General features: G+C 42.3%; 12 protein-coding genes. 3 read left to right on the top strand and 9 right to left on the bottom strand.

Annotation, left to right across the window (positions count from 1 at the left end):
• Positions 1 to 528 precede the first annotated feature (528 nt).
• The 3 genes from LC608_RS08845 to LC608_RS08835 all read left to right on the top strand — a co-directional run bounded on the left by LC608_RS08845 (position 529) and on the right by LC608_RS08835 (position 4,526).
• On the top strand, positions 529 to 1,032 hold the full coding sequence (locus tag LC608_RS08845; RefSeq protein WP_229553168.1) for a hypothetical protein: 504 nt from the start codon (positions 529 to 531) through the stop codon (positions 1,030 to 1,032).
• A 1,035-nt stretch (positions 1,033 to 2,067) separates the two neighbouring features.
• The gene (locus tag LC608_RS08840) at positions 2,068 to 3,027 is read left to right on the top strand and encodes a hypothetical protein (protein ID WP_229553167.1); all 960 of its coding nucleotides are present in this window, start codon (positions 2,068 to 2,070) and stop codon (positions 3,025 to 3,027) included.
• Positions 3,028 to 3,269: 242 nt separating this feature from the next.
• Positions 3,270 to 4,526 carry a glycoside hydrolase family 10 protein gene (locus tag LC608_RS08835; protein WP_229553252.1) on the top strand — a complete coding sequence of 419 codons (1,257 nt, stop codon included), beginning with the start codon at positions 3,270 to 3,272 and terminating at the stop codon, positions 4,524 to 4,526.
• Between the two features lie 80 nt (positions 4,527 to 4,606).
• Here the strand turns inward: LC608_RS08835 and LC608_RS08830 are convergent, their stop codons facing one another.
• The 9 genes from LC608_RS08830 to LC608_RS08790 all read right to left on the bottom strand — a co-directional run bounded on the left by LC608_RS08830 (position 4,607) and on the right by LC608_RS08790 (position 13,868).
• Complete coding sequence (locus LC608_RS08830; RefSeq protein ID WP_229553166.1) at positions 4,607 to 4,798, bottom strand: hypothetical protein; 192 nt, start codon at positions 4,796 to 4,798, stop codon at positions 4,607 to 4,609.
• Positions 4,795 to 4,971 (bottom strand): hypothetical protein, encoded by a 177-nt coding sequence (locus LC608_RS08825; protein WP_229553165.1) that lies wholly within the window; start codon positions 4,969 to 4,971, stop codon positions 4,795 to 4,797. Before LC608_RS08825 ends, LC608_RS08830 begins: the two co-directional genes overlap by 4 nt.
• A 5-nt stretch (positions 4,972 to 4,976) precedes the next feature.
• Entirely contained in the window at positions 4,977 to 6,458 is a 1,482-nt protein-coding gene (locus LC608_RS08820; protein ID WP_229553164.1) for a site-2 protease family protein, read from the bottom strand.
• Between the two features lie 369 nt (positions 6,459 to 6,827).
• Positions 6,828 to 7,850 (bottom strand): spore photoproduct lyase family protein, encoded by a 1,023-nt coding sequence (locus LC608_RS08815; protein ID WP_229553251.1) that lies wholly within the window; start codon positions 7,848 to 7,850, stop codon positions 6,828 to 6,830.
• A gap of 103 nt (positions 7,851 to 7,953) precedes the next feature.
• Positions 7,954 to 8,310 carry a hypothetical protein gene (locus LC608_RS08810; protein WP_229553163.1) on the bottom strand — a complete coding sequence of 119 codons (357 nt, stop codon included), beginning with the start codon at positions 8,308 to 8,310 and terminating at the stop codon, positions 7,954 to 7,956.
• 148 nt (positions 8,311 to 8,458) lie between these two features.
• On the bottom strand, positions 8,459 to 9,664 hold the full coding sequence (coaBC, locus tag LC608_RS08805) for a bifunctional phosphopantothenoylcysteine decarboxylase/phosphopantothenate--cysteine ligase CoaBC (protein WP_229553162.1): 1,206 nt from the start codon (positions 9,662 to 9,664) through the stop codon (positions 8,459 to 8,461).
• Positions 9,665 to 9,782: 118 nt separating this feature from the next.
• Positions 9,783 to 9,995, bottom strand: coding sequence for a DUF2555 domain-containing protein (locus LC608_RS08800; RefSeq protein ID WP_100897932.1), 213 nt, complete (start codon positions 9,993 to 9,995; stop codon positions 9,783 to 9,785).
• A gap of 154 nt (positions 9,996 to 10,149) precedes the next feature.
• Entirely contained in the window at positions 10,150 to 10,752 is a 603-nt protein-coding gene (locus tag LC608_RS08795) for an alpha/beta hydrolase (RefSeq protein ID WP_229553250.1), read from the bottom strand.
• A gap of 434 nt (positions 10,753 to 11,186) precedes the next feature.
• Entirely contained in the window at positions 11,187 to 13,868 is a 2,682-nt protein-coding gene (locus LC608_RS08790) for a calcium-binding protein (RefSeq protein ID WP_267871015.1), read from the bottom strand.
• Positions 13,869 to 14,437 lie beyond the last annotated feature (569 nt).

Below are 14,437 nucleotides of genomic sequence, written 5' to 3'. Positions count from 1 at the left end.
CTGATCTTAGAAAGGTAACAATTCCGTGACCTCTGACTAACGAGGCGACATCTTCAATTTATAGTTCTATCAAACGGATGAGTTAATTTTTATGGAAGAAGATTTTCGCATCTTGGCCTGATTTCATTTCACTACTCCACACTCTACACCCGCCCCGAAATGGTTTGGCAAGAGAAAAAGCTTACCTTAGGCAGCAATAAACCAGTTGCCAGTTCAGTTTTCTCCCACTTCTCAATCTTTATTCCTAAACTAAATACCGAGCATTTTTTTTACTTTATATTGCAAAACAATTACTTAATGATTGGTAGGTGCCAAAATTTAGAAAAATACAGTGATAATTCAACTGTAATTGTATGTGTGGAATGATATAGAATATACTTTTTCCTTAGGTAATGCGTAGTATTATGCTTGGTATTAGAATAAAAACCTCATCCAAATTGCCCATTTAACATTTTTGAATAAAAATTCATAGAGTAAAATAACTGAATATTGCTCAGACATTTTTAAAATTAAAAGCAGGATTTTTTAATGATCAGCTTAAGTAATTCGGAAAACGGCACAGCTAACAGCACAGCAGCCACTAAAAGGCTGGCAAGGTCGATAATGGTTTCTAGTGACGAGTTCTCACTGATATTAGCTTGTTGTAACAGTGTTGAAAGGCAGCAGCAAGTGCTGAATGTGTTAACAGAATTTTCATCAGCAGATATCCACGAAATCCTGCTTTCACCTGCAACAGACACATTGTATACAGCTATTACAACTGCGATTGGTGCTACTCAACTCGAAGCTTTGATGGTACGGGGTTTAGAATCTGTAATAGAAATTAACCAACTAATCATCAGTACCAACATTATGCGAAATCAGTTTCGGAAAGAGTTCCAGTTTCCGTTGGTATTGTGGATCAATGATGAAATTCTGCGTAAGCTAGTTTGGCTAGCACCCGATTTAAAAGACTGGGCAGCTAGTACTATTAGATTTGATGTACCTCAAAATCAGTTAGTTGAAGCTGAACAACAAGCGATTAGCGCTTAATATTGATTGAGAGTACTTGCAAAATCTTGTATAGGGTAAGTTTGAGCCGAGCAAAACCTCCGCTACGGTTCTGTCGCATTCTTTATCTAATAATTACTTTTATTGAACTCTCGCTTACGAAGGTGAGCCAGAAAGTATTGCAAGCTTTTCTCGCAACCTATTTTATCAGCTAGAGGTGTGGGTTATCTTTTCCAAGTAACTTCTCATCTAGTGAAGCCTGAGCTTCTGAGTTCTTACTTGATTGACGTAAGGCTATAGGGCGTGTTGATTAAGTGTATTTTTATCCAAAATTTGTATCAAGAGTATTTTAGGTAAATGAAGTACACGGGTAGGGTCACAAAATGTTGTGCCCATTTACGATTATCTGTACCTCACCAAGTTTACAATCTGCTGTATAGCTAGGACTTACGCATTGACATAAAAGCAAAAATGACAGGTAGAGTTTTCAAGGCTTCTATCTAGGTTTTTCAATCATATTTTGGCGATCGCCAGCAATCAAAAGCAACCTCCAAAAGCCTGGAACAACGTATTTACGTTAATACACAAGATAGCTCTTTTGTACAGTGCGTAAGTCCTAATAGCAATCCGATAGCGAAGCGGTAGCGAGTCAGACGCTCCTGCGTCGCTAATGCTGCGCTATCGAGCGTCTTTGATTTCTGAATCACTCGTAGAGGTAAGGGACTCTTTACTGGGGACTGGGGACTGGGAAGAAGGAATAAAGGTGTACTGAGTTTTGTTCAAAAATCAAATATGAGTCCTATATAACGCTTCCCGCATGGGTAAGCTACAGAAAGAATAATTAACCACAGATGAACACAGATACTCGTAGGCACAGGGGAGTGCTGTGTCCCTTATTCAAATGAGAATCGCTATAAGGAACAAACAATTACTACATCAGCGTCTGTCTTTATATCTGTTTTAGAAGACAGGTACTAAATTAATTCCAACTTGTAAAGTTTGGGAATTGTATACTTTACTATATATTATTGGCTGGATACTATTTATGAGTTCTATAACTCTTCACTAAATCTTACTATGAAATTAATGCTGAAAGACTACTTTAACCCAAATCAAGCGCGAATTTTAACTGTTTTGATTTTGACTGGAATTTTGTCTGTTCATAGCAGTTTAACCTTTATCAAAAGTGCTATGGGCGTTACTGCAAAGTTATCGCTAGAAACAAGCAATGAAGTTTTCAAAGACAATATTAAACCAAACCGCTTGCCACTTCCAGTAGCTGACGCGGCACTGCAAGATTTAGACCATAACAATGGGCGATCGCTAGATTTACCTTTGGCAAACAATCTGCAAAATAAATTACCCACATCTGTAAAAAATGCTGTTTTGCAAGCCGCTTCCAAACGTTTGCAACAGCCAATTTCTCAGCTAAGAATCATTGAGTTTCAACAGCAAACTTGGAAAAATGGCTGTTTAGAATTAGCTAATGCTGATGAATTCTGTACCGAAGCTTTGGTACCAGGTTGGCGCGTGGTTGTAGGCATTGGTGAACAAACCTTGGTTTATCATACCAATCAAACAGGTTCCGCACTCAGGCTGAATGAAAAGGCTAGCTCAATTCCAGTGGCCCCTGTGAAAATTCCAGTCAGCCAGTTACCACCACCATTAGATCAATATGTAGTATTTCGGCAAATTTCCAGTGGTGGTATTACTGGCAGAACTTACGAGACTGTCTTACTCAAAGATGGACAACTAATTCGGGTGCGGATTGGTGATGCTAATGATTCTGAGCGTAGTGTTCGCCGCGTTTCTGTGCAACGGGTGCAACAATTTGTGCGATCGCTAGAACGTTTTAAATTTAGTAAATTCAAAAATCTGAGTTACCCAGCTCCTAGCGGTGCTGCTGACTATATCGGCTACACTCTTACCAGTCAAGAGGGTACGGTTGAGTACAACGATATTTCTCGAAATAACCTGCCAAAGAATTTACAAGCAGCAGTCAAAGCCTGGAATGATCTCATAGCCAGCGCCCAATAATAAGGGACTGACAAATAAAAAAATATTCCATCCCTGCGGGACGCTATGCGTAGCTTGCGTACCCTTTGGGTACGCTTTTAGGGCAGAGGAGGAAAAATCGTTTTGATTCCAAAAATTGGATAATTTATTTTTTGGAGTTCCCATAAACCTCAGCGATCGTTATCGATTGTAAGCGCTTACAATCGATAACGATCGCTATTCATGTTGATTGCTCATAATTTGATCATGTATGTAACTAAATGATGAAAAGGTTTGTCAAGTGGTGTGTTGATGCTTCTTGGTTGAATATTCGCCAAAGCAGAAAGTCTCTTTTGTTTGCCGTTATAGGTATCTTGAGTGTAGTTGCTACGGTGATGCTATCGTTCCCTTTGAACGCTCAAATTAATCTGCCGCGAACGCCAGCATCTGAGTTAAGGGGAGTGTGGTTAACAAATATTGATAGTGATGTGTTATTTGAGCGCGATCGCCTTAAGGGATCTTTGCAACGCCTTGACGAACTCAATTTTAACACCATATATCCGGCGGTTTGGAATTGGGGATATACATTATATCCTAGCAAAGTTGCCCAAAAAGTTATTGGGCGATCGCTCGATCCCACGCCAGGACTCAAAGGGCGAGATATCCTCAAAGAAATTGTCGATGTGGGACATCAAAAAAGGTTAACAGTGATTCCCTGGTTTGAATTTGGCTTCATGGCACCAGCAGATTCTCTATTAGCTAAAAATCGTCCCCAATGGCTCACCAGTCGCAGTGATGGAACTCGCATTGTCAAAGAAGGGACACATAATCGCGTTTGGCTAAATCCCTTTCGCCCAGAAGTACAACAGTTTATCCAAGATTTAATCGTTGAAATTGTTAGAAACTACAATATCGATGGTATTCAATTTGATGACCATTTTGGCTTACCATCAGAATTAGGGTACGATGCCTATACAGTGGCACTTTACAAAAAAGAACATCGTGGTAAAGCTCCCTCCAAAAACTTTAAAGATCCAGAATGGGTGCGCTGGAGAGCTAACAAAATCACCGAGTTTATGAAGCGGGTATTTACAGCCATTAAAGCTACTAAAAAAAATTGCCTGGTTTCTGTTGCTCCTAATCCTCAACGTTTGTCCTACGATTTCTTTTTAGCAGACTGGCAGAAGTGGGAACGGATGGGAATTATTGAAGACTTAGTTTTGCAGATATATCGTGATGACTTGAATGTTTTTATCAGCGAATTAGAGTATCCAGAAGTGAAAGCAGCAAAAAGCCATATTCCAGTGAGTGTGGGCATTTTGGCTGGGTTGAAAAACCGATCTGTGCCGATGCAGCAGATTCAGACACAAGTGCAAAAAGTACGCGATCGCAATTTCGCTGGAGTCTCTTTCTTTTTCTATGAAACCCTCTGGAACATGAGCAAAGAAAAGCCTCAAGAGCGTCAAACTGCCTTCCAGAAAATTTTCCCCACACCTACGGCTTACCCGAATTTGCTAGCAGGTTGGAAACCATTTAGTTAATTTTCCTCATAAGCTGTCGGTGAAACGCTTAATTTCAGTGAAGGTTCACCGACAATCACTTAAAAATCTGTCATGGTCTTTTAACTAGCTTGCTGTCCAAACCGTCTCTGTAAATCAGCCTCCGCTTCCTCAATTGTCATGGGTATCTGTTTTGGAGATTGGGCACGTCTCCTGTCGATGTAGATATGGAATGCTTCATCGTCGTTGCGATGCTCCAAAATATAAGTTCTTAGCTGCTCTAAAGGCATTTGTTGAAAGTTAGGTTTTGTCATAACCAAAGAATTTCTCCAGTTGGTGTTACCTCAGCTTCGATTGAATTATTTGCCAAGATATAAACATTTCTGGTGCGCTCGTCTAATCTTACAAGGTCTATTCCTTTATAAACTCTGGTAAGTTGGGCGCACACCCGAATTGCGGATATTGCTTGTTTGGGTGTAGGCTCCATAAACACTATCCTATTCCCAAACGCCCAGCCAAACCGGGAGTTAGGGGTAGAAGGGTGGTAATCATCAAGAATAGAGCCAAAAGCCCCAAAGCGGCTCTAGCATCATCGGGTTCAGTGACTTCATTCAAGCTGGGGCGTTCTTGATCCCGTTGCAAGAAGAAAATCACGATCGCCCAATACATGGCAAGAGTATTACCGAGAGACACTAGCGCTAGTAAAATTAAAGTTGCTACTGTTGCTCGTCCTGCGGTTTTGCGTCCATAAATCGCCTGAACAATGCGCCCACCATCGAGTTGTCCGGCTGGCATTAAGTTCAAAGCGTTAATTACTAACCCCAGCCAACCAATTATCACTAAGGGATGAACACTTACCAACGACGACTGCAACGCCGAACCAAGGACAACTCGCGCCAAACTTCCTACCAAAATCGACCCTTGGAAAAACTGATTTGGCAATTGAAATAAACTACCTGGGCGGGAAAGCACCAAGCCCGTCACCAGCATTAACAAAGAGACAATACCACCTGCGGCTGGCCCTGCCAAGGCGATATCAAATAATACCTTGCGGTTGGGCAATAGAGATTCAAAGCGGGTAATTGCACCAAAGGAACCAATTTGCACAGCTGGCAGAAAGAAAGGCCAGCTAAGGCGGATTTGGTGACGCCGAGCAAGTAACCAATGACCGATTTCGTGAGCTACTAAAATCGCAAATATCCCAGCGCCTATGGGCAAAGCTTCTTGAAACCGCCCAGGATTGCCAAAGAAATCAAAATTCAGCAGTAATCCCGCAGCTTCTAAACTTGTGGCAATGGTCGCTATCAACAGAATACCTGCAAAAGCTTTTTGCGATCGCAACATCGGCCGGGGATCATTGCGGCTGGGTAGGACGATTACCACTGGTTTGCCGTCTGTATTTTCCACTAAAAACAGGCGATATTGATCGCCAAGGCGTTGCTGTAAACTTGCAGTTAGACGATTGTGAGTCTCTTCTGGTTCTCCCCGCAAATTACCTTTGAAAATGGCTCCATCTTGGTAAGCGATCGTTTCTGTAGCAAAAAACGTATCGATACCGAAAATACCTTTAACTGCATTCAAGTCTTCTTCTGGTATCGGTGGGATCTCCGGTTTCAGTTCTGCTACTTTTGGTTGTGGGGAATTTGCTTCAAGCAAGGAAGCCGCAGCGAGTCTTTCTGTGGCACGTTGCTTGAGGATGGCATCTTGCCCAGCTGCGCGTAACTGTCTGCCCAAGTAGACGTACAATCCGGCAGAAGTTACCACTAAGAACAATATACCCGCTATATTGATGTAAATCCCTGCGGCAAACAATCCAAAAAACAGGAGCCAGGGAGTCATCAACACCACCGACTGTAACCAGGCTAAGATTCCCAGTTTACCAAAAGGTCTGGCGCGATAAAAGCCCCAGCCCAAAATGCCTAAAGCTACCAGTAGGATTGCCGCCAGGATAGAAGTTTCTGATAAAGTAAACATCTCCAAACCTTTGCTATTGAGACTAAGCCAGAACAAGTCCGGTATTGCAGATACACTTATTAATGTATAACGCCGCCTGTAATCTGCCCAAATTATCCCGCTTTGCGTGGGCGTAGTTCAACCTTGGCATCGTGCAAGTCGAACTTGTAATAGCTCGATTTATAGCAGATTTCGTCTTGGTGCAGTAGACAAACTAGATTTTAAAGGTAAGACACCATTTATAAAATAAATCGTTTGTAGGATGTGTTAGGGCTTTAGTCTAACGCACCAGCTTTTGAAAACCTGAAAAGAGAGCGATCGCATCATATATCAATCACTCTCTTGCCCAATAATTAATTTGCTCAAATACATTTTGAACAAAGTAGTCTTCTAAGTCCAATAAAGAATTTCAGCATTTGGAAAGCGCCTACTAATCTCACTCTCAAAAAAGCTACGCAACGCCTTCATTGTGTCTTTCTCGTAAACATACTTCGTCCCACCAAACTTATTACGCTTGACGCTACGTTTTGCTTCATCCATCTCTAATTTGGATTGCGGATACCAAGTTTGTAACACTTCTTTTGACCCAGGTGTGAACCGATGGGAGATTAACTCAAAGGTAAGGTTACAATCAAAATCCAGTGCTTCGTTTATCTGGTCAAACAAATGACTATAGTGCATTTGCCAATCGTCTATTGGCATAATTGGCGCGATAACCAAGCCTACTGGATAACCGCCACCGCCATGCTCTTGTGGTAGCGCCAACCGTCGTAATGCATTCAGTCTGGATGCTACGGATGCTGTGCCACCTTCAAACTTGCCAGAAATCGGTGCGGCATTAACACTCATCCGACAACGAGTATGCCCATTGTGTGGTAAATCGAGTAATCCATCCACAGCATCAAACTTGGATACCCAACGTAGATGTGCATTGCTACGAGTACCAAAGTAGCGGATACATTCAGCAAGACTTCCAGTTAAATGCTCAATACCCAATGGATCTGTATAACAGCTAACTTCATAACTTGTGGTTTTTCCCTGTTGCTCGTAGTTAGCTAAGTTCTCTAATATCTGCGGTAAATTGGCAAAAGCGCGAATTACAGGTGGGCCAGACAAGCTACCCGCTAGGTAGCAGTATTGACAGTGAGCAGGACAACCTTCGGCAAGGTGAAACTGCCAATCCGCAGAGGGTGGGATGGGACTGAGTTTAAAAGAGCTGGGTGGTGCAGTAACCACCGCTAAGGTACGCTTGGCGATGTTGTAAGTATCCCGCTCAGATTCACCGCGCAGTCCCTTCAGGCGGTTCTGTGATAGTTCTTCTATTGGTAAGTTGAGTGACTGCACACGTTTAAGAATCTGCTGCCCCCAATCCTCATCTAGGGCAGCAGGTGTAAACAGTACCCGTTCAGGTATCCACAACCTTGGTGATCTTGTTTGTGTATCTGATACTGAAACTTGGTCTGTAATGGTATTCAGCAATATCTTTCTCCGTTATTTAGTTTGCTGACTTCTACAATTAATTTTCAAGGACTTGCTTAATTCGTCGTTCTAACAAATCAAGATCCAAACTGCCTTCATCACGGTTAATTCGACGCACAGTCGAATTAACATTAGCTAAATTAACCAATAAATCTTGAAGAATTTCCTGCTGCTGACGAGCTTGGGTAACTTCGTGTGGTTCTTGTACCAAATCACGCACGATGGTATCTTCAGCACGAGAGGCAATAATTGGATCGTTTTGTCCTTGAACGTGAACAAAGGTTCGTCGCCCTGGGCCTCGCTCCTCTTCTATTGGTATAACTGCTGTTACTTGGTCAGAACGCACATATTTGCCAAATCCCAAATGGACTAGTTCTGATGAGAGTATTTTCATATAATTGAAGCGTTATTTTTATGTCTTACTTATATTGTAAAATCTAGGAAAGTGACTTGAAGCCATAGAGCATACGGGTTATACCCAATTCAAAGTAGTAGTTTCCTTGTACGGTTACGGCAATGCCATGTCCCTACCCAATACCTAATCAATTGATGACAAAATCAAATAAATTATGGGCCATTTCTAATTTAGAACAAGGTGCGATCGCTACTTGCCGTCCTTGATTATCTAAAAATATCGCTTGATTATTATCACTCCCAAAACCACTATCAGGTTGATCGATGGGATTGGCAACAATAGCATCGAGTTTTTTACTCTGTAATTTTCCCAATGCTGGCTTGACAATATCTCCACTTTGCGCTGCAAAACCAATCAATATTTGATGCGGCTGTTTAAGTTTTGCTAATTGGGCGACTATATCGGGTACTGATTCCAAGGGTAAGGCTTGGGGGAGCGATCGCTTGGGTAATTTCTCTGTACTATAATCTCGTGGCTTCACATCTGCAACGGCTGCTGACATCACAATTACATCAGCGTTGGGTAAATATTGCAGCATGGCTTGCTGCATTTGCTCGGCACTAATAACAGGAATTGCTTGCACTCCTAATGGTACATCCCAATTAGCTGGGCCATGTACTAGAGTGACACTTGCCCCTCGGTGAAGTGCCGCTTGTGCTAAAGCTAATCCCATTTTACCTGTGGAAGGATTACCAATAAATCTAACTGGGTCAAGATACTCTCGCGTTCCCCCAGCGCTAATTAACACTCGTTTACCTACCAAATCTCGTTTACCTTGAGTGTGTAATAACGATTGGATGTGAGCCAAAATTTCTGGAGGTTCTGCTAATCTACCAGCACCGACGCGATCGCACGCTAATAATCCTGATGCTGTATTCATTCCATGATATCGGTTATCGATCAATACCTGTTGCCAATTTCGCTGCACCGATAGCTGTTCCCACATATCCGTATTCATTGCGGGTGCTAACAGCACCGGACAAGTAGAAGCCAGCACGGTATTTGTGAGTAAATTATCCGCCATCCCGTAGGCTAACTTTGCTAATGTATTAGCTGTTAAGGGGGCAATTACCATGACATCTGCCCATTCACCCAACTCAATATGCAACGGGCGAGAGTGAGTTGGTTGCCAAAAATCATCATCTGTGTAGGCGGGATGACGAGATAGGGTGGCTATTGTCAGAGGTGTGATAAATTCTTGCGCCGAACCCGTGAGGATAACTCGGACTTCCACCCCAGTTTTAAACAGCGTCGAAACTAATGCACAAATTTTGTAGGCGGCGATACCGCCACCTACAGCAATTAGAACCTTGTTCAACTTTGGATTAGGCATGATAAAAAGTTAGGAGTAAGTAGTAACTTAGAAGTAAGTAGTTACGAATATTAATTTTCAACTCCTAACTCCTGTACAGACGCGATTAATCGCGTCTCTTCTAACTCCTAACTCTCAACTACGCTTCATCGTAAGGTTCCAAGTCTAAGAGGTAGATATAGGGTTCAACTAACTCTGGGCGCTGAAATGCGATCGCTCGCAATAAATGCCAATCATTTAAACCCTCAAAAGCATTACTATAATTATCTAGCTCCAGACGTGTAGCCAGTTCTTCTACTTCTGCCACAGTCATGGCAGCAATTTCTTTCCTGGAAATGCTTAGAGTTGTCATAATGCTCGCCCCTCCCTTATGCAGCACTCGCCTTCAGCATGGGTTAAGTTGCGTTGAACGCAGCCACCCAATATATATTACTCATTAGAAGTCATTAATTTCGTGAAAATTGTCAGAATTTGTACCAGAATTTATAAAAAATTCGTAATCCTGACTAAGGAATTGTATTTACAACAAAATTTCGTAGCACCTCTAAGGTTTGTGGATTTATTTCATGCCCCATGTCAAATTCGTGGTATTCTACCGCCACTTTTAGAGACTTGAGGGTTTCTTGTGCCTTCAAAGCAGCTTGTAGGGGCACAACTTCATCATATCTCCCGTGGCAGATTAAAGTCGGCGGAATCCCTTTTTGATCTGCCGTTACTGCATCAGGATGTAAATACCCACTCATGACAACTAAACCTGCTAGGGGCAATTTTGAGCCGACATCTAAAGTCATTGCCCCGCCTTGAGAAAATCCACTTAAAATGGTGCGTGATAAAGGTACGCCAGTGGTACTTTCTAAAGATTGCAAAAAATCTATTAGCAGTTGCCGACTTTCTGCCAATCCTTGATACATATTCTCCACCCGCAGGTCATACCATGCCCTCCCTACTGGAGAATAGGGATAAGGATAAGGTGCGTTGGGTAATACAAATTGGTAATTGGGTAAGTTGAGCAAGGGTAACAAAGATGCTACATCCTCAGCATTAGCACCCCAACCATGCAAGGTGACAATTAAGCCTGCGGGGGGTTGAGAATCTCTCTTAACGGTGATAGCTTGTAAAGACAGAGGTTTACTCCTAAAATTATTTTTTTGTACATAGATCCTATCTCTTCAAGTGGACTTAGTATTTATCGGCATTTGCTGCTTGCCTAAAGAATGCCTATGTCGTCAAATAATTTATGTAAAACACAAAACTGCCGATTTGTGTTAACCGCGTTCACACTGATGATAGTGGTGAAATCACGAGCCGCCAAGAAGATTTTATTTTAAAGCCAGCCAATGAGGTTTGTGTAGTTGTTTGCACTCAAAGGTTTTTAGTATGGGAGTACCAATATTGTTTACAAACTATTTCTAGGAAAGAACTCCACGCGCGATCGCTGGCTATAATTGCACTGATAAATCGGATGCGAGTTGCTATTTTAAACACCTCGCAATCTGACCATTTCCTATTTTCTCTGCTTAGAGTGATAAAGCGCTAATCACAATTAAACAACCACAAAATTGTTTTTGGTTAGTGACAACCCACTCGAAAGTTGTCCAAATTGTACTTGAGTAAAGGCGATCGCACTGCCATCTTGGTCAAAGAACAATCCACCTGTAACATCGTTGTAAATAAATCGCTCAGTGCTAGTGGTTGCAGATGCTCCGATGCTAAATTGACTTGTCTGAAGTGAACCGATTGATAACCCGCCACCAAAACCAGCAGCCGATACCTGAATGAGTTCATCAGTCGCGTTGAAGTCATAAATTCCATCAATGCCTTCATTGAAACTATTGAAAGCAAAGGTATCAGTACCAGATCCTCCAATTAGGCTATCATTACCGTTGCCACCTATGAGGGTATCATTGCCATCACCACCGTTGAGAGTATCATTTCTATTACCCCCCACAATGAAGTCATCGTATTGTGTACCTGTGATCTCTAATAGTTCGATATTCTTGTAGCTAACCTGATTCGTGCCAGCCGTAATTGAGCCAGTGTTAGCGATATCATTGAACGTCGAAGTGATTCCCTTGCCCTCGGAATCACCACTGTTATTGACAATCAACAAATCGTCACCTTCGCCCCCATCTATTGTGTCATTGCCACGAATAACCTCAACGCTAGAAAGTTCACGGTACCCGACATAGAAAGTATAGTTTCCTATTATCGTATCCTTGCCATTGCTCCCCACAATATTGTCATTGCCGTTTGTACCTGCGATTTGTAATCGTTCGATATTCTTGTAGCTAATCCGATCACTGCCTGTCGTAATTAAGCCAGTATTAGTGGTAACATCGAAAGCTGAAGTTATTCCCTCGCTACTATTGGGGGTATAGGACAACAAATCGTCACCACTGCCCCCATCTATCGTATCATTGCCATTCCCGGACGTGGAGATCGTATCATTGCCATTGCTCCCCACAATCAAGTCATCGTAGCTTGTATCTGTGATATCTAATCGTTCGATATTTTTGTAGCTAACCCCACTCGTGCCCGCCGTAATTGAGCCAGTATTAGTAGTAGCATTGAATGTCGAAGTGATTCCCTCGCTAGCATAGGTCAAAAACTTCAACAAATCGTCACCTGTTCCCCCATCTACCGTATCATTGCCACCCCTGCCCGGATCGAGCGTATCGTTCCCATTGTTCCCCACAATATTGTCATCATAGAATCCACCTGTGATGTTTAATCGTTCGATATCTTTGTAACTAACCAGTGTCGTGCCTGCCGTAATTGTTCCAATATTAGTAGTGGAATCGAATGTCGTTGTAATTCCCTCGGTAGCAATTTCGTCATTGACGATCAACAAATCGTCACCTATTCCTCCATCTACAGTATCATTGCCACTATTGTATAATCCGCCAAGCGTATCATTACCGTTGCTCCCCACAATCAAGTCATCGTAGGATGTACCTTTGATATCTAATCGTTCGATATTTTTGTAGCTAACCCGGTTCGTGCCTAGCGTAATTGAGCCAATGTTAGTATTAGTATTAAAAGTCGAAGTGATTCCCTCGGTAATACCGTAGGAACCGTCACTGGTGTCATAAGACAGCAAATCATCACCAGTACCTCCATCTATCGTATCATTACCACTGTAGTTCTTGAAGAACGTATCGTTGCCGTCATCACCATTCAGCAGGTTATTGGCTTTTGAAAAGTTAACAATCAAGTAATCTTCACCAGCGCCACCGTTGAGGGTGTTGTTACCAGAGGAGTAATTGTTGTTCCCGTTGCGGCTTTCGTAGCCTGAGGCAGAGAGAGTATCGTTGCCATCATCCCCAGACAGCAACTGGTCGCCTCCTACAAAAAAATCAACATTTGAAGAACCAACATCCAAGCGATCGTCACCAGTACCACCAAGAAGGGTATCATTGTCCGTACCACCAAGAAGGGTGTCATTGCCCGCATCACCTGACAACAGGTCATCCCCTTCACCACCGTTAAGGGCGTCATTTCCTTCACCACCGTTGAGGGAGTCATTCCCTTCACCACCGTTGAGGGAGTCATCCCCTTCATCACCAATGAGAGTATCATTGCCTGTACCACCGCGCAGCAGGTCGTTACCACTCAAACCATCCATTTTGTCATTACCCGCCTGACCATTCACTACATCATTTGAGTTGTCTAAACCTGTAATGTTGTTGTCAAGGTCATTGAGGAATGTCACTGTGTTCTTATTGAACAGGTTAGTCTGAGTGGAGTTGGCATCAAACACATCAAAACTGTCGGTGATACTGGTTTGTCCATTAAACAGGATATTGCCAATAGCAGGTCGTGAAGAAATTGCTGACAGATTATCCAGGTTTTCTAATTTGAAGTTTTGAAGGATGACTTTTGTAACAGCCTCCCCTTCAAAGGTGATTTCCAGATTGCTGCCGTTCTGGGTAAGCAGCAGATTTTGGGGAGTAAAATTATACCCTTGAAATTGGATGGTATCCACTTCGGCAATGACTGCTGCTGAGGGAGTTATGCCTTTACCTACGCCACCGAAATCACTAATAGTATCGGTGTTGCTATTAGAGTAATAGTTTAAGTTGTAGACAAATTTATCGTTGCCACCGCCACCAGTCAGACTATCGTTGTCCTGATCAACTGAGTCGTTACCATTACCATCAATCGTATCTGCGCTGTTAGTGCCCACTAGGGTATCATTCCCCTTGATTCCAATGATATTTGCCATAATTTTTTCCTACTAAATCGATTTTTCGAGTAAATTAAGTTCTCTTGCAGTTAGCGCTGTTTTATAGCACAAAAATTAGCCAAATGTTGACGTTTCGACATTCTGTAATGTCACCCTTGAGGGTGAGGAGTTTTTATTTGAAGATTCCCCCTTTGACTTGTTTTTATGTAGCATTTATCTAATCATCTAAGTCTTAGGCACTATATAACTTAATGAGCGTGTGGATTCACAAAAACAACTAGCTTTAGGAGTATTTCAATCATCCTTCATCAGTAGCGTAGGCTAGTAAAAACCATAGCCACTTTGAAATAGAGTTAAAAATCAAGCTTGAATGCCTAAAAACCACAGTTCATATTTAGTTGGCTTGTCAATGCGTAAGTCTTATTAGTAGCCCTTTCAAGGTGGATAACAATTTTAGACTAGAAATTCCTATTTAAGCTCTTTACTCTGTTTTCTCTGCGCCTCCGTAGTTAGAAAAATTACTTTTAAACCGCAGAGGCACAGAGAAGCCAGTGCGCCCTTGCGGTTCCCCGACTTGTACCCCAACGGGGAAGCAAGCTACGCTCTTA

Origin of the sequence: Nostoc sp. XA010 (assembly GCF_020829625.1) — a bacterium.
Lineage (GTDB): Bacteria > Cyanobacteriota > Cyanobacteriia > Cyanobacteriales > Nostocaceae > Nostoc.
Note: the sequence above shows the minus strand (reverse complement) of the source record. Positions and strands in the feature narration are given on the sequence as shown.